The organism is Stenotrophomonas sp. WHRI 8082 (genome assembly GCF_040223995.2).
Lineage (GTDB): Bacteria > Pseudomonadota > Gammaproteobacteria > Xanthomonadales > Xanthomonadaceae > Stenotrophomonas.
In genome coordinates this window covers 1,505,115-1,522,105 of sequence record NZ_CP167826.1, presented here as the reverse complement: position 1 = coordinate 1,522,105, position 16,991 = coordinate 1,505,115, and the positions used below count along the sequence as shown (strand labels likewise).

The 16,991-nt window shown below is 65.6% G+C and carries 10 protein-coding genes; 7 read left to right on the top strand and 3 right to left on the bottom strand.

Annotation, left to right across the window (positions count from 1 at the left end):
* Window positions 1-37 precede the first annotated feature (37 nt).
* The 3 genes from ABRP17_RS06675 to ABRP17_RS06665 form a co-directional block, all read right to left on the bottom strand.
* On the bottom strand, window positions 38-3,160 hold the full coding sequence (locus ABRP17_RS06675) for an efflux RND transporter permease subunit (RefSeq protein WP_188325237.1): 3,123 nt from the start codon (window positions 3,158-3,160) through the stop codon (window positions 38-40).
* A gap of 31 nt (window positions 3,161-3,191) precedes the next feature.
* Window positions 3,192-6,437, bottom strand: a complete 3,246-nt coding sequence (locus ABRP17_RS06670) for an efflux RND transporter permease subunit (RefSeq protein ID WP_349985769.1) — start codon at window positions 6,435-6,437, stop codon at window positions 3,192-3,194.
* 74 nt (window positions 6,438-6,511) lie between these two features.
* Entirely contained in the window at window positions 6,512-7,762 is a 1,251-nt protein-coding gene (locus ABRP17_RS06665) for an efflux RND transporter periplasmic adaptor subunit (RefSeq protein ID WP_349985768.1), read from the bottom strand.
* Window positions 7,763-7,946: 184 nt separating this feature from the next.
* Between ABRP17_RS06665 and ABRP17_RS06660 the strand changes: the two genes are divergently transcribed.
* The 7 genes from ABRP17_RS06660 (at window position 7,947) to ABRP17_RS06630 (ending at window position 16,905) form a co-directional block, all read left to right on the top strand.
* Window positions 7,947-9,266, top strand: a complete 1,320-nt coding sequence (locus ABRP17_RS06660) for a M20 family metallopeptidase (RefSeq protein ID WP_192082509.1) — start codon at window positions 7,947-7,949, stop codon at window positions 9,264-9,266.
* Window positions 9,267-9,852: 586 nt separating this feature from the next.
* Window positions 9,853-10,671 (top strand): NADPH-dependent 7-cyano-7-deazaguanine reductase QueF, encoded by an 819-nt coding sequence (queF, locus tag ABRP17_RS06655; RefSeq protein WP_349985446.1) that lies wholly within the window; start codon window positions 9,853-9,855, stop codon window positions 10,669-10,671.
* A gap of 107 nt (window positions 10,672-10,778) precedes the next feature.
* Complete coding sequence (locus tag ABRP17_RS06650) at window positions 10,779-11,069, top strand: LysM peptidoglycan-binding domain-containing protein (RefSeq protein WP_349985447.1); 291 nt, start codon at window positions 10,779-10,781, stop codon at window positions 11,067-11,069.
* A gap of 43 nt (window positions 11,070-11,112) precedes the next feature.
* Window positions 11,113-11,622: a hypothetical protein gene (locus tag ABRP17_RS06645; protein WP_349985448.1), complete on the top strand. Its 510-nt coding sequence runs from the start codon at window positions 11,113-11,115 to the stop codon at window positions 11,620-11,622.
* A gap of 288 nt (window positions 11,623-11,910) precedes the next feature.
* The gene (locus tag ABRP17_RS06640; protein ID WP_349985449.1) at window positions 11,911-14,142 is read left to right on the top strand and encodes an NADP-dependent isocitrate dehydrogenase; all 2,232 of its coding nucleotides are present in this window, start codon (window positions 11,911-11,913) and stop codon (window positions 14,140-14,142) included.
* A gap of 113 nt (window positions 14,143-14,255) precedes the next feature.
* Window positions 14,256-15,986, top strand: a complete 1,731-nt coding sequence (gene aceK / locus ABRP17_RS06635) for a bifunctional isocitrate dehydrogenase kinase/phosphatase (RefSeq protein ID WP_349985450.1) — start codon at window positions 14,256-14,258, stop codon at window positions 15,984-15,986.
* A gap of 49 nt (window positions 15,987-16,035) precedes the next feature.
* The gene (locus ABRP17_RS06630) at window positions 16,036-16,905 is read left to right on the top strand and encodes an energy transducer TonB (protein ID WP_349985451.1); all 870 of its coding nucleotides are present in this window, start codon (window positions 16,036-16,038) and stop codon (window positions 16,903-16,905) included.
* Window positions 16,906-16,991: the final 86 nt, after the last annotated feature.

Genomic DNA, 16,991 nt, shown 5'->3' with positions numbered 1-16,991 from the left:
CGGCCGAATGCGACTTAATCCCCTCCGTCCCCTTTTTTCAGGCGCGGGCGGCGCGTTTGAGCTGCTTCTTCTCGTGGCGGCGGGTGCGCCAGCTGCGCCAGCGTTGGGCCAGGCACGAGAAGATCACGTACAGTGCCGGGGTGCTGAGCAGGGTCAGGCTCTGCGAGAACAGCAGGCCGCCGATCATGGCGATGCCCAGGGGGCGACGCAGTTCGGAGCCTTCGCCGATGCCGATCGCCAGCGGTACCGCGGCCAGGATCGCCACCATGCTGGTCATCATGATCGGGCGGAAGCGCACGATGCTGGCTTCGCGGGCAGCTTCCAGCGCACTTTTGCCGTGCTCGCGCTGCGCGACGACGGCGAAGTCGATCATCATGATCGCGTTCTTCTTGACGATACCGATCAGCAACACCAGCGCGATCATCGAGATCACCGACAGTTCGGTGTTGGTGCCATACAACGCCAGCAATGCGCCCACCCCCGCAGCGGGCAGGGTGGACAGGATCGTCACCGGGTGGATCAGGCTTTCGTACAGCATGCCCAGCACCAGGTACACCGTCAGGATGGCGGCGATCACCAGCACCAGCATTTCCATCGGATCCGAATCGAAGCTGAAACCGCCGCCTTCGGCCAACCGGATGTCACCGGGCATGCGCATGCCCGCAACAGTGCTGTCGATGATTGCCTTCGCCTCGCCCATGCTGGTACCGGGCGCCAGGTTGTAGCTCAGCTCCATCGTGGTGTACTGGTTTTCATGGGTGATCTGCGAAGGCGCCAGCCCCGGTACCTGCTCGGCTACGGCGGTGATCGGCACCATCTGGCCATTGCCTGCGCGCACGTAGACCTGGTCCAGTGCCCCCGGCGTTGCCGTCTGTTCCGGCAGGGCGTTGACCACCACGCTGTACTGGTTGATGTCCGAGTAGATCGTGGAGATCTGGCGCTGGCCGAACGCGCCGTACAGCGCGCCGTCGATGTCGCCCACCGAAATGCCCAGGCGTGCCGCCTTGGCGCGGTCGATCACGATGTTCTGGCGCAGGCCCGCCTCGTCCACGTCGGTGCCGACGTCGGCCAGCTTGGGGTTCTTCTTCAGCACGGCCTGCAGCTTGGGCAGCCATTCCTGCAGTTGCGCCAGATCGTTGCCCTGCAGCGACACGCGGTACTGCGCGCCCTGGCTTGAACCACCGCCGTCGCCGCTGGGCAGATCCTGGATCGCACGCAGGCGCAGTTGCAGGTCCGGGTAGCGGTCGGCCTTGGCGCTGAGCCGTGCCAAGGCCTGCGCGGTGGTCTCGCGGCGTCCGTCCTTGCGGGCCTTCAGCTCGATGTTGAACTGCGCGCTTGAGCCCTGCCGGCCACTGCCCAGGCGCACGCCGACGGTCTTCACCGCAGGGTCGGCCATCAGCATGTCGGTGATGCGGCGCTGACGGTTGACCATGTCTTCGAACGACACCGTCGCGCTGGAGTTCGCGCGGCCCCAGATCAAGCCGGTGTCCTGCGCCGGGAATGCGCCCTTTTTCACCGCACCGAACAGGAACACCGTGGCGGCGATCAACAGCAGGGGGGTGAGCGACAGCAGCAGGGCGTGGCGCAGCGAGAAGTCCAACATGCGGGTGTAGATCCGCAGCATGCGGTCGTGCCCGGCATCCAGCCAGCGGCCGAAGCGGCTCGGCGTGCCCGCATCCGCGTGCGGGTCGAGGAAGCGGCTGCACAGGGCGGGCGTCAGGGTGAGGGAGATGATCATCGACACCACGATGGCCGCCACCAGGGTGACGGTGAACTCGCGGAAGAACGCGCCCATCATGCCCTTGGCGAACAGCAGGGGAATGAACACCGCCACCAGCGAGGCGGTGATCGAGACGATGGTGAAGCCGATCTCGCGTGCACCGGTGAAGGCGGCCTGCATGCGCGGCATGCCCTCGTCCAGGTGGCGCATGATGTTCTCAATCACGACGATCGCATCATCGACCACGAAGCCGATGGCGATCACCAGCGCCAGCAGGCTCAGGTTGTTCAAGGTGAAGCCGAGGGCGTACATCACCAACGCCGCACCGGCCAGTGACAACGGCACGGTAACAGCGGCGATCAGGGTCGGGGCCAGCCGGCGCAGGAACAACGCCATCGTCAACACCACCATCGCCAGCGCGATCAGCAGGGTGATCTGCACTTCATGCAGCGACCCGCGGATGGTCGGCGTGCGGTCGAAGTACGGGGTGAGCGTGGTGCCCGGCTGCAGGTAATCGCGCAGCGTGGGGATCTGCTCCTTTACCCGGTCCACGGTCTCCACGATGTTCGCCCCTGCACGGGTGAACACATACATCACCACGGCGGGTTTGTGGTTGAACCACGCAGCCTGGTACGCATCCTGCTGCCCGTCGTACACATTGGCGACATCCTGCAGGCGGATCACCCGGCCGTCTTCGCCGGTCTTGATGATCAGATTGGCGAAGTCGGCGGCGCGTGCCACCGAATCGTTGGCGATGATCGCGGTGGTGGTGTTGCCGTCGCTCAGGAAGCCGGTGGGCGAGGTGACATTGGCAGCGCGCACGGCGTTGCGCAGGTCATCGGCCGTCAGGCCGAGGGCGTTCATCTGGCGAAGGTTGACGTCTACGCGCACCGCAGGCGTGGAGGCACCGGCGATATCCACCGACGACACGCCGGTGATCTGCCGGATGCGTTGCGCCAGCAGCGAGTCGGCCACGTTGTAGAGATCGTCGGCGGACTGGGTTTCAGAGGTCAACGCAATGGCGATGACCGGATCGTCGTTCGGGTTGGCCTTGGAGAACATCGGCGAACCCAGCCCGGACGGCAGGTCGGCCTGCGCTGAATTGATGGCGGTCTGCACATCCAGCGCGGCCGAATCGATGTCGACGTCGCTCTGGAAGATCATGAACACCAGTGAGCTGCCTTCCGAGCTCGACGAGCGCATGCGGTCGATGCCCGGTAGCTGGCCCAGGTGGCGTTCCAGTGGCGCGGTGACCGTGGAGGCCATGGTCGATGCATCGGCGCCGGCCTGGTTGGCGTGCACGAAAATCACCGGGATCTGGATGTTCGGCAGCGCCGACACACCCAGCTTCAGGTAGCAGATCAGGCCGATGATGAACAAGCCGATCGCCAGCAGGGCCGTGCCGATCGGGCGCCGGATGAAGGGGCCGGAGATGTTCAACGTGCGGCTCCCGCCGTGCGCGTCGTTGCACTCACGCCTGCGGCTCCTGCGCCGGGGGATGGCGATCGCCACGACGCAGCGCGCGCTGCTCGCGACGCCGTGCGGTCCAGTCGGAGAACCGTTCCATGTAGAGGTAGATCACCGGTGTGGTGTACAGGGTCACCAACTGCGACAGCAGCAGGCCGCCGACGATGGCGATACCCAGCGGACGACGCAGCTCCGAACCGATGCCGGTACCCAGCGCGAGGGGCAAGGCGCCGAGCATGGCGGCAGCGGTGGTCATCATGATCGGGCGGAAGCGCAGCAGGCACGCCCGACGGATCGCCTCATGCGCGTTGGCGCCGGTTCGACGCGCCTCGATGGCGAAGTCGACCATCATGATGCCGTTCTTCTTGACGATGCCGATCAGCAGCACGATGCCGACGATGCCGTCCACCGACAGGCTGAGGCCGCTCAGCATCAGGGCAAGCAGCGCGCCCACGCCCGCCGGGGGCAGGGTGGAGATGATGGTGATGGGGTGGATGTAGCTTTCATACAGCACGCCCAGCACGATGTAGATCACAACCAGCGACGCCAGCAGCAACCACACCACGTCGGTCTGGCTGCCGGTGAACTCCGCGGCCTTGCCGATGAACTGTGCATGCACCTGCGAGGGCAACTTCAGTTCGGCCTGGGTCTCTTCGATGGCCTTCACTGCGGCGGACAGCGAGTACCCGCTGGCCACGTTGAACGAGACGGTGACCGCCGGCAGCTGCTGCTGGTGGCTGACCAGCAACGGGGCACTGGTGACCTTGCTGTCGGCCAGCGCGGACAGCGGAATGATGCCGCCGCCACCCACGGTGATGCCGGTGTTCTGGTTGCCGATGCCGGTGGCCGTGGACGAATTGGACGAGGTGACCTGGCCGAAGCTGGTGGCGTTGGTGCCGGTCAGTGCACCGGTGCCATTGGACGCAACGGCCAGCTGTTCCATCAGGGCGGTGCTGGTACGGAACTCCGGCGCGACTTCCAGCACCACGCGGTACTGGTTGAGCTCGGTGAAGATGGTGGAGATCTGGCGCTGGCCGAACGCATCGTAGAGCGTGTCGTCGATGGTCTGCATCGGCACGCCGAGCACGCTGGCCTTGTCGCGGTCGATGGTCAGCTCCAGCGCGCGCCCCTGGTTGGACAGGTTGTTGTCCACGTCGGCCAGCTCGGGTCGTTTGCGCAGCGCTTCGGTCATGCGCAGCGCATGGGTCGCCACTTCGTCGGCCTGTACGTCCGACAGCACGAACTGGTAATCGGTGGCCGCGACGCGGGTATCCAGGGTCACGTCCTGCACGGGCTTCAGGTACAGCGCGATGCCGGGAATGTTCTTCACCGCGTCCTGCAGGCGCGGCAGGATCACCGCCATGCCATCGCGCTCACCCCGTTCCTTCAGCACGATCGACAGCTGGCCCTGGTTGAGCGTGGGGTTCATCGAGCCGGCGCCGATGAAGGCCGATACACCGGTCACGTCCGGATCCTGGCGCAGCGCCTCGGCCACGGCCTTGGTGCGCTGTTCCATCTGCGGGAAGGCGACGTTCTGGTCGGCCTGCACCACAGCGGTGATCATGCCGGTGTCCTGGTCGGGCAACAGGCCCTTCGGGATCAGGATGTACAGCACCACCGTCAACACCAGTGCCGCGCCGGCCACTGCCAGGGTGATCGGCTGGTGGGCCAGCACCCAGTCCAGGCTGCGCTCGTACAGGCCCACGGTGCGGGACCATACGTTCCGCTTGCCGGCCGCGGCCGCGCGTTCGTGCGCGTCTTCGCCTTCCGGTAGTTCGTCCGGCTTGAGCAGGTAGGCGCACATCATCGGGGTCAGGGTCAGCGAGATCAGCATCGACAGCGTCACTGCGATGCTCAGCACCCAGGCGAACTCATGGAACAGCCGGCCGGTGACGCCGGGCATCAGCAGCAGCGGCAGGAACACCGCGACCAGCGACACGGTCAGCGACAGCACGGTGAAGCCGATCTGGCGCGCGCCGATCTCTGCGGCTTCCTTGCCACTCTTGCCCTGCTCGATGTAGCGGACGATGTTCTCGATCATCACGATCGCATCGTCCACCACGAAGCCGGTGGCTACCACGAGGGCCATCAGCGAGAGGTTGTCCAGCGACATGCCGGCGAACGCCATCACCGCGAAGGTGCCGGCAAGCGACAGCGGTACCGCGACCGAGGGAATGATCGTGGCCCACAGGCGGCGCAGGAACAGGAAGATCACCGCGACCACCAGGCCGATGGTCAGGATCAGGGTGAACTGCACCTCATGCACCGACGCACGGATGGTTTCCGTGCGGTCGGAGAAGATCTCCAGGTGTACGTCGGCTGGCAGCACGCCCTGCAGCTGCGGCAGCAGCGCACGCACGCGTTCGACGGTCTGCACGATGTTCGCGCCGGGTTGGCGCCTCACTTCCAGCAGCACCGCTGGCTTGCCGTCGGCCCAGGCCGCCAGCTGGTCGTTCTCTACGCCATCGACCACGTTGGCGACGTCGGACAGGCGCACCGGCGCGCCATTGCGGTAGCTGATGATGGTGTCGCGGTACTCGGCGGCACTGGTCAGCTGGTCGTTGGTGCCGATGCTGTAGGACTGGGTCTTGCCATTAAGCGACCCCTTCGGTGCGCTGACGTTGGCCTGGGTCAGCGCACTGCGCAGGTTCTCCAGGGTCAGTCCCATGTTGGACAGCTGCGCCGGGTTGACCTGGATGCGCACGGCCGGGCGCACGTTGCCGGCGATCGACACCAGGCCGACGCCCTGCACCTGCGACAGGCGCTGGGCGAGGATCGAGTCAGCGTAGTTGTTGACCTCACGCAGCGGGCGCGTATCGGAGGTCAGCTTCAGGGTGACGATGGCCGCGTCGGCCGGATTCACCCGGTTGTAGACCGGCTGGTAGGGCAGTGAGGAGGGCAGGGTGGCCTGGCGGATGGCGGCCTGCACGTCCTGCGCGGCGATGTCGATGTCCCGTTCCATCGAGAACTGCAGGATGATCGTGGACAGCCCCGCCGACGAATCGGACGTCATCAGTTCCAGCCCGGAGATCTGCCCGAACTGGCGCTCCAGCGGCGTGGTGACGAGCGACGCCATGGTCGTGGCGTTGGCGCCCGGGTACTGGGTGGTCACCACCAGGCTGGGTGCATCGATCTCCGGCAGTGCCGACACGGGCAGCTGGCGGTAACCGAGGATGCCGAGCAGCAGCAGCCCCGCCATCAGCAATGAGGTGGCGATCGGGCGACGGATGAAGAGGGTCGAAAAGCCCACGGGCAGATCCTTGCTGGGACGTCATGACGATGCCGGCAGAGGTGCCGGCACCGATGAATCAGGCGGGGCCGCGATCAGCGCGGGCCGCCACCGGGACGGCGACCGCCGTTCTGCTGCTGTGCGGCCTTCAGTTCGGCTTCGGTCGGCGCTGCCGGGGTTTCGCCTGGCTTGAGTGCGTTCACCTTGGCACCGGGCTTGAGCCGGAACTGGCCTTCGCTGACCACCCGCTCACCGCCCTTCAGGCCTTCGGTGACCTGCACATGGCTGTCGCCCACTTCCACGCCGCTGCGCACGGTCTGCATCTTCACCGTGTTGTCGGGCTGCACCACATAGACGTACTCGCCATCAGGTCCGCGCATCACCGCCTGGGTGGGAATGACGATGCCGCCACCGATGGTGCGCAGCTGCAGGCGGACGTTGACGAACTGGCCCGGCCACTGGATGTTGTCCTGGTTGGCGAACAGGGCGCGCGCGCGGAACGTGCCGCTGTCGCTGCTGATCAGGTTGTCGACCACATCCAGCGTGCCGTCGCCGCTGATCACATGGGCATCGGTGCGATCGAGCGCGGCAATCTGGACGGCACCCGCCTGCTGCGCGGTACGCACGTCACCGAGCTGGCGCTCGGGCAGGTTGAACACCACGTGGATCGGATGGACCTGGGTCAGGGTGACCAGCGCCGTGCCGGCACTGACCACGTTGCCGGCGTCGACGGCGCGGATGCCGGCCACGCCGGTGATCGGGGCGGTGACCTTGGTGTACTGCAGCTGGACCTGGGCGGCGCGCATGCTGGCCTCGTTGGCCGCCACGGTGCTTTCGAACTGGGCCACCTGGTTGCGCTGTGTATCCAGGTCGGTCTTCGCCACGTACTGCTGGTATTCCGGCGCACTGGAGCGCTGGAAATTGGAGCGTGCGGTCGCCAGCTGGGCCTGGTTCTGGCGTTTGGCGGCCGCGGCTTCGTCATAGCTGGCCTGCGCGGTGCGCGGATCGATCACCGCCAGCACGTCGCCCTTCTTCACTTCCTCGCCTTCGCGGAAATTGAGGCTCATCAGTTGGCCGCCGATCTGCGGGCTGACAGTGACGGTATTCATCGCGCTCACCGTACCGAGGGCACTGGCGTACACCGGCACGTCCTGGCGCTGGGCTTCCACCACGGTCACCGGCACCGGGCCGGTGTCGGCCGGGGGCCCGCCCCGCTCGCCGCGCTCACCCGCCGCAGCGGCATCGCCGGCAGGCGCATCCTTGCCGCCGCCCATGAAGCGCAGGCCGACGAACACGACCACCAACACTGCCGCCACCAGCAGCACGATCTTCCACAAACGCGACATTCCAATCACTCCTGGGGGCTGGGCCGGGCGAACGCCCAGCTGGCAAGGTGCCAAGCATACCTGTGGGCCGTGTCAGTGCCTGCATGCCAAAAGGGCCGGATGCTCCGACCCTGCCAGGAGCCAAAGGTTCCCGAAAGCGACCGCTTGGCCTACATTCAACCGCAACCCTACCGTGGAGATCCCGATGCCCCGTCGCGCGCTGCTGTCATCCGCCCTGTTGCTGGCCCTGCCGGTGCTCGCCCATGCGCAGTCCGCCGAGCGCCCCGAAGTCGCCGCTGCTGCGCAGAAACTGCAGGCCCAGGTGGTGGAGTGGCGGCGTGATTTCCATGCGCATCCGGAGCTGTCCAACCGTGAAGAGCGGACCTCGGCAGAGGTCGCCAAGCGGCTGCGCGCGATGGGCCTGAAGCCGAAGACCGGCATTGCCCACCACGGCGTGGTGGCGATCATCGAAGGCGGCAAGCCGGGCCCGAAAATCGCCCTGCGTGCCGACATGGATGCGCTGCCGGTCACCGAGCAGACCGGGCTGCCGTTCGCGTCCAAGGCGACCAGCACGTACCGCGGGCAGACCGTCGGGGTGATGCATGCCTGTGGCCACGACGCGCATACCGCGACCCTGCTGGGCGTGGCGGAGGCCCTGGTGGCGATGCGCAAGGACCTGCCGGGGCAGGTGATGCTGATCTTCCAGCCCTCGGAAGAGGGCGCTCCGCCGCCGGAAGAGGGCGGTGCGGCCCTGATGCTGAAAGAAGGTGTGTTCGCTGATTTCAAGCCCGAAGCAATCTTCGGCCTGCACGTGTTCTCCAGCGTGCAGGCGGGCAAGATCGCCGTACGCGGTGGCCCGCTGATGGCGGCCTCCGATCGCTTCGGCATCAAGGTGATCGGCCGCCAGACCCACGGCTCGGCGCCGTGGAACGGGGTGGACCCGATCGTGGCCACGGCTGATCTGATCGGCACCGCGCAGACCATCGTCAGCCGCCGTACGAACCTGGCGCAGCAGCCGGCGGTGGTCACCTTCGGTGCGATCAACGGCGGCATCCGTTACAACATCATCCCGGACGAAGTGGAGATGGTGGGTACCATCCGCACCTTCGACGAGGGCATGCGCCAGCAGATCTTCGCCGACCTGCGCAACGTCGCCGAGCACACCACGGCCGCGCATGGCGCCACGGCGGTGACCGAAATCTACGAAGCGGAAGGCAACCCGGCGACGGTGAACGACCCGGCGCTGACCGCCCGCATGCTGCCAAGCCTGCAGGCGGTGGTGGGCGCGGACAACGTGTACGAGCCGCCGCTGCAGATGGGCGCGGAGGACTTCTCGCTGTTCGCCAAGGAAGTACCGGCGATGTTCTTCTTCGTCGGTTCCACCAGCGAAGGGATCGACCCGGCCAAGGCGCCGGCCAACCATTCCCCCAAGTTCCTGCTGGATGAAAAGGCCTTGGACGTCGGGTTGCGCGCGTTGCTGCAGGTGAGCCTGGATTACCTGAACGGTGCGCCAGCCGAGGCCTGAGTGGGTCCGCCGGGGTTCTGGTTTTTGAAGCCACAGCAACAGCTGCAGGGCTGCCTGTGGGCGGGGCGGGGTGGATTGGCGGGGGACGGCAAAAACTGCGTCCATGCGTGCCTCGTTTCGCGCCATCCATGGCGCTCAACGCCCCCGCCAACCCACCCCGCCCCACCTTCGACAGGTCCATGGCGGTCACGGAAACGTTGGGCATGCCGACGTCGGTGGCGCCGACCCATGGTCGGCGAGCGCAGCGGGCCGTTGGCGGAAACATTCCGCCGAGCACGGCTCGGCGCTACCGCAGGCGTCGCTGACCCGTCGGGTTGAGGGGAGCCCCTGAGTCAGGGGCGGCCGCGAAGCGGCGGGGTGTGGGTGCTGGTGAGACGGGGCCCGCGGTTTGCGCAGCAAAGCGTGGGAGCGGCAGCGCGAATGCGATGACGTGGACTCCGCCATGGATGGCACGAAACGAGGCACGCCTGGATGCAGTTTTTGCCGTCCCCCGGCCAACCCCACCGCCCGGCCCCCAGCTGCAGCGCCAGAACAGCCCACCGCGAGGGGTCTCACCCGTTCGACCCGCTCATTTACAATGAGCGCCATGAATACCCCCCAGGATTCCAGCCTCGGTCGCGAGGTCAGTTACCCATCGCAGTACGACCCCGGCCTGCTGTTCCCCATCCCCCGCGCGGCGGCACGCGCCGAGATCGGCCTCGACGCGGCGACGCTGCCGTTCGTCGGCCATGACCGCTGGCACGCCTTTGAACTTGGCTGGCTGGATGGCCGGGGCAAACCCTGCGTCGCCGTCGCGACGGTGCAGGTGCCGTGCACCTCGCCCAGCCTGGTGGAATCAAAGTCGTTCAAGCTCTATCTCAACTCACTCAACAGTGCCCGCTTCGATACCGCAGAGGACCTGCGTACGTGTATCGCAACCGACCTTTCCGCCTGCGCCGGTGCACCGGTAGACGTCCGCTTCGGCCTGCCGCCGCTGCGCGAGGTGCCACTGGGCGACAGCATTGATGCGCTGGACGTGGATATCGACTGCTATGGACCGCCCCGTGCGGATTATCTGCTGGCCGATGCGTCACAGGTTGTCGAGGAAACGCTGGTGTCGGCACTGCTGAAGTCCAACTGCCCCGTCACCGGCCAGCCCGACTGGGCGACGGTGAGCGTGCGCTATCACGGGCCGAAGATCGACCGCAGCGGCCTGCTCCGCTATCTGGTCAGCTACCGCGAACATGCCGAATTCCACGAGCAGTGTGTGGAGCGGATCTTCAGCGAGGTAAGCCAGCGCTGCGACCCGCAGTGGCTGGAAGTGGAAGCGCGCTACACCCGCCGCGGCGGCCTGGACATCAATCCGTGGCGGGCCAGCCACGGCATCGCGATGCCGGCAACGACCTATCGGGAGCAGCGCCAGTAACGGCGCATGCCTCCCGGGCGGGGCAGGCTTCACGCGAAAACCATCCCTATTTAACAACCTGTGTGCGAACGTGCTTGCCACGTAGTCATGCAGACGGGAGTGTGTTGATGAGTACCGAGAAGAAAGCCGATTTCTCCGGTGTCAGCGCCAAGGTGGACAGCACGGCAGACCAGGTCCCGAAGGCCGACTTTTCCGGCGTTTCGTCCTCTGTCGACAGCACCGCCGAGGTCGTGGGTGGTACCTACACCGTCGAGGCGGGTGACACGCTGTCGAAGATCGCGAAAGAGCATCTGGGCAGCGCAAACGCTTGGAACAAGATTTATGAAGCAAACCGCGACCAGCTTGATGATCCGGACAAGATCAAGCCGGGCCAGGTACTGAAGTTGCCGCCGAAGTAAAACGACATTCCGCGTTATCGCCGTACCCCTTGGAGGAAACCCTATGACCTGTAACCACACGCTTCGTAATGGCCTGCTTGTCGCACTGCTTGGCAGCGTGGCCCTGGTTGGCTGCAAGAAGAACGAGCCTGCAGTCGATACCACGGCCACCCCGGCGGCGGAAACCGCACCCGCTACCGCACCGGCCCCGATGACCGGCGCACCGCCGCCGATGGCCGAAGCGGCTTCGGTGAATGTTGCTTCGGTAACTGTTGGCAAGACGGCTGCGGCGGATAAATCCGTTGCGACTGCAGCGATGTTCGCACCCAAAGACGAGATCATCGTCTCGGTTCGTACCGACGGAACCGCGAACAATGCCAACGTGGGCGCCAAGCTGACCTTCCAGGATGGCCAGGTGGCCGGTGAGCAGAGCGCAACGCTGAACACCAGCGGCGCCGAGACCACCAACATCAGCTTCAAGAATGCCAATGGTTGGCCGGCCGGCAAGTACCGTGCGGAAGTCATGGTGGACGGCAAGGCGGCAGGTACCCCGCAGGAGTTCGAGGTCAAGTAAGTCCACGCATTACCGACTCTCTCCCGGTAGTGGACTCACGATGGACGCAGCCGCGAGGCTGCGTCTTTTTTTATGTGCCGACCAGGTCGCTGCAGTACCTGCGCGTATGGTGCAGCTTTGCTCCGCACGGCGGAAATGGAGACAATGCAGGGGTTACCCCGCCCCGCGTTGTTCGCAGCAGAGGCGGGGGAAGTGCAGGGCGCGTCCGCCCTGTGCACGACACGGTTGCACGTGGTCCGGCGCTGGCGCCGGCCTTCCCCTGAGATCCGCAAAGAGTCCTGATCCCCCATGTCGAATACGCCCAAGATCCTCTATACGCTGACCGATGAAGCCCCGTTCCTGGCGACCCAGTCGCTGTTGCCGGTCGTCAGTGCATTCACCGCCACCGCCGGTATCGCGGTGGAAACGCGCGACATTTCGCTGTCCGGCCGCATCCTGTCGCTGTTCCCGGAGCGGCTGAAAGACGACCAGAAGGTCAACGACGACCTGGCCGAACTGGGCAAGCTGGCCACCACGCCGGAAGCGAACATCATCAAGCTGCCGAACATCTCCGCTTCGGTGCCTCAGCTGAAGGCGGCCATCAGCGAGCTGCAGCAGCAGGGCTTTGCATTGCCGGATTACCCGGAAAGCCCGGCTGACGATGCGCAGCGCGAGATCAAGGCGCGCTACGACAAGGTCAAGGGCAGCGCGGTCAATCCAGTGCTGCGCGAAGGCAACTCGGACCGCCGCGCCCCGCTGTCGGTAAAGAACTATGCGCGCAAGCATCCGCACCGCATGGGCGCGTGGTCGAGCGAGTCCAAGTCGCACGTCGCGCACATGGAGTCGGGCGATTTCTACGGCAGCGAGCAGTCGGCCACCCTGGCTGACGCAGGCAGCCTGAAGATCACCCTGCATGCTGCCGATGGTAGCGAGACCGTGCTGAAGGAAAAGACGGCGGTGAAGGCCGGTGAGATCGTCGACGCAGCGGTGATGAGCCGCAAGGCGCTGGCCGCCTTCATCGGTGAGCAGATCGAAGACGCCAAGGCACAGGGCGTGTTGTTCTCGCTGCACCTCAAGGCGACCATGATGAAGGTCTCCGACCCGATCATGTTCGGCGTGGCGGTCAACGAGTTCTACAAGGACGTGCTGGCCAAGCATGGCGACGTGCTGAAGCAGGCGGGCTTCGATGCCAACAATGGTATTGGTGACCTGGCTGCACGTCTGCCGTCGCTGCTGGAAGCCACCCGCGCCGCCATCGAGGCCGATCTGAAAGCCGAGTACGCGCATCGCCCCGCCGTGGCAATGGTCAACTCGGACAAGGGCATCACCAACCTGCACGTGCCGAGCGATGTCATCGTCGATGCGTCGATGCCGGCGATGATCCGCGACTCCGGCAAGATGTGGAATGCCGAGGGCAAGCTGCAGGACACCAAGGCCGTCATTCCGGACCGCTGCTATGCGGGCGTCTACCAGGCGGTGATCGATGACTGCCGTACCCACGGTGCGTTCGATCCGGCGAAGATGGGCTCGGTGCCGAACGTGGGCCTGATGGCACAGAAGGCCGAAGAGTACGGTTCGCATGACAAGACCTTCCAGATCGCCGCCGACGGCGTGGTCAAGGTCACCGACGAAGCCGGCAAGGTGGTGTTCGAGCACCCGGTGCAGACCGGTGACATCTGGCGCATGTGCCAGACCAAGGACGCGCCGATCCAGGATTGGGTGAAGCTGGCCGTGGAGCGCGCGCGCCTGAGCGGCACGCCCGCCGTGTTCTGGCTGGACGCGTCGCGCGCGCACGACGCCCAGGTCATCGCCAAGGTGGAGACGTACCTCAAGGACCACGACACCACGGGCCTGGACATCCGCATCCTGACGCCGGTGGAAGCGACGGCGTTCTCGCTGGACCGCATCCGCAAGGGCGAGGACACCATTTCGGTGACCGGCAACGTGCTGCGCGATTACCTCACCGATCTGTTCCCGATCATGGAGCTGGGCACCAGCGCGAAGATGCTGTCCATCGTCCCGCTGATGGCCGGCGGCGGCCTGTTCGAGACCGGTGCCGGTGGTTCGGCCCCCAAGCACGTGCAGCAGTTCGTCGAAGAGGATTACCTGCGCTGGGATTCGCTGGGTGAGTTCCTGGCGCTTGCCGCTTCGCTGGAACACCTCGGCAACCGCTACGACAACGCAGCGGCACGCGTGCTGGCCAAGGCGCTGGACGAAGCCAACGGCCAGTTCCTGGACAACGACAAGTCGCCGTCGCGCAAGCTGGGTGGCATCGACAACCGTGGCAGCCACTTCTACCTCACCCTGTACTGGGCGCAGGCACTGGCCGCGCAGGATGAAGATGCCTCGCTGAAAGCGAAGTTTGCTCCGCTGGCCAAGGCACTCACCGAGAACGAGGCAACGATCGTCGAGGAGCTGGCCGCGGTGCAGGGCAAGGCCGTGGACATCGGCGGTTACTACCGCCCGGACCTGGCGAAGGTTGCCGCCGCCATGCGCCCCAGTGCCACGCTGAACACCGCACTGGAACAGCTGCAGGGCTGATCGTCCACCGGTTGTAGCAAGGAAAGGCCCGCGCAGTGCGCGGGCCTTTCTGCATCCGGGCACCGGTAGCGGCGACCGGGTAAGGTGGGCACGTCTCCGGTACCGAGCCTGCCATGTCCCCGATCGACATCGACGCCGAGCTGGCCCAGCGCATGGCATCGGCCATCCGTGATGGCTTCGAGGACTACCACGCAGGCTTCGCTGCGATCACGGCGCGCGCGAAAGGACGTTTCGAACAGCGGCAGTGGGACGCCGCGCGGCAGGACGCGGTCGAGCGCATCGGGCTGTATGACCGCTGCATTGCCTCATGCATGGAGACCCTGCGTCTGCTGGCAGGCGACGCCATCGGCGAGCGCGCGCTGTGGCTGCAGGTGCACGCGCGATATACGTCGTTGCTGAGCACCCTGATCGACGCCGAGCTGTATAAAACCTTCTACAACACCCTCGCACGCCGGCTGTTCGCAACACGTGGCGTGGACGGGCAGGTGGAGTTCCTCGCGCTCGACGTCGAACCTTCCGATGCGATCACCCATCCGGTCGCGCGGCACGTCTATGCCGTGTCGGCACATCGCCCGGCCGATGCCTTGATGCGCGTGCTGGGCGACTATCGTTTCGGTGTGCCGTATGTCCACCAGCTACGCTGCGCTGCTGCTGTATCGATAAGGCTGCAGGACGACCTGGCACATTGGGGGACGCATCCCGTGCGCGGGATCGAACTGCTGGATACCGTGTTCTACCGCGAACGACGTGCCTATCTGGTTGGCCGCGTCTTCGGCGAGCACCGTTTCTCCCCGTGCATCATCGCGCTGGTGAACGATGGCCAAGGCCTGCGCGCAGACGCCGTACTGACCCGGCGTGCCGACGTGGCCCATCTGTTCGGGGTATCGCGCAGCTACTTCCACGCCAACCTCTCCACTGTGGGCGATGCGGTGGTGTTCCTGCGCAGCCTGCTGCCTGGCAAGCCCATCGATGAGATCTACACGGTGCTGGGACGCGCCAAGCAGGGCAAGACCGAGCGCTACCGCACCTTCTTCCGTCATTTCCACGAGCAGGCCAACGAGCAGCTGGTACACGCCGAGGGCACGCCTGGCATGGTCATGGCCGTGTTCACCCTGCCCAGTTATCCATTGGTGTTCAAACTGATCCGCGACCGGTTCGCCTGGCCGAAGGCCATGTCGCGGCAGCAGGTGGAAGACAAATATGCACTCGTGTTCAACCTGGACCGGGTAGGGCGGCTGCTGGACGCACAGCCGTATCGGCACCTGCGCTTTCCGACGAGGCGCTTCGCCCCGGCACTGCTGAAGGAGCTGCGCGAACAGTGCGCATTGAGCGTGCAGGTGAATGATGAAACGGTGGAGATCGCGCTGTGCTACGTGCAGCGGCGATTCCGTCCGCTGAACCTGTACCTGCGCGAACAGGGGCCGACCGGTGTCCGGGCGGCGGCGCTGGACTATGCCCAGGCGATCACCGACATGGCGCGCAACAATATCTTCCCCGGCGACATGCTGCCGAAGAACTTCGGCGTATCACGGCACGGTCGTGCCGTGTTCTACGACTATGACGAACTGTGCCTGGTGAGCGACTGCGTTTTCCGCGATTGGCCGACGCCGCGCAACGAGGAAGACGCGATGTCCGACGAGCCGTGGTTTCATGTGGGACCGCGGGATGTGTTTCCACAGCGTTTCGGGCCCTTCATGGGGCTGCCGGCCCTGGAGTTGACCGCGGTGCGCGAGCACTACGGGCACCTGTTCGATCCGGCGTGGTGGCGTGACCTGCAGCAGCAGTTTGCTGACGGTGTGCTGCCCGACACGCCCCCCTACGCGCGCGCGCACCGGCTGGCATGAGCCGGTGGAGATTGCTAGGCTTGGCGCTCATCGACACGGAGCAGTCAGGATGCGTACGAATCTTTTGCTTGGAATAGCCTTGGCCCTCGGCACCGGCGGGATGCTGGTACCCGACACGGCGCCGGCGCAATCCGCCCGCGCGGCGCGCGCGCAGATCGAAGGCAGCATGGTCCTCACCGGCACCGTCGGCATCGCGACCGACGGCTCGGTAGATGGCTTCACGCTGGACCATGAAGACAAGGTCGATGCGGACATAAGGGATCTGGTCAAACGCACGGTCGCTCAGTGGCGTTTCGAGCCGGTGCTGCGCGATGGCAAAGCGGTTCGCGCCAAGAGCCCGGTCAGCCTGCGCCTGGCGGCAGAGCGTGCCGACGAGCAGAGCATGAATGTGGTGCTGAAAAGCGCCAGCTTCGAAGAGTACGACCCGAAGGCGACTGACACGGTGACGTTTCTGCGCATGAACCCGCCGGCCTATCCGCAGGCGCTTTTCGATGCGCGGGGCGCCGGCGTGGTGAATCTGCTGCTGCGTGTGGCACGCGATGGCACGGTCGCCGATGTGGTGGCAGAGCAGGTGAACATGCACGTGGTGGGATCGGAGCGACAGTTGAAGAGCCTGCGCGCGCTGATGGAACGCAATGCCCTGCTGGCGGCGCGCAAGTGGACGTTCCGCCCACCGACCACGGGTAGCGACGTAGAGGAGGATCACTGGACCGTGCGCGTTCCGGTGCAATATTCCATCGAGGGATCGTCCGCGCGTTACGGTCAGTGGCAGGCCTTCATACCGGGTCCGAAGTCGCGGGCACCGTGGCTGTCCGAAGGCGAAGGTGAGAAGGATGCGACCGATACGCTTATCGCCGGTGGCGTGTACAAGGTGGGTGGGGAGGACAAAGGCCCCCGGCTGTTGACCCCGCTGGGCTGAGCACGGTTCGGGTAGTGACGGCCGCTGGCCGTCAGCATTCGTTGCCTGCAGGCTTATTCGCGTAAGTACCGGCTGGTCTGAACCAA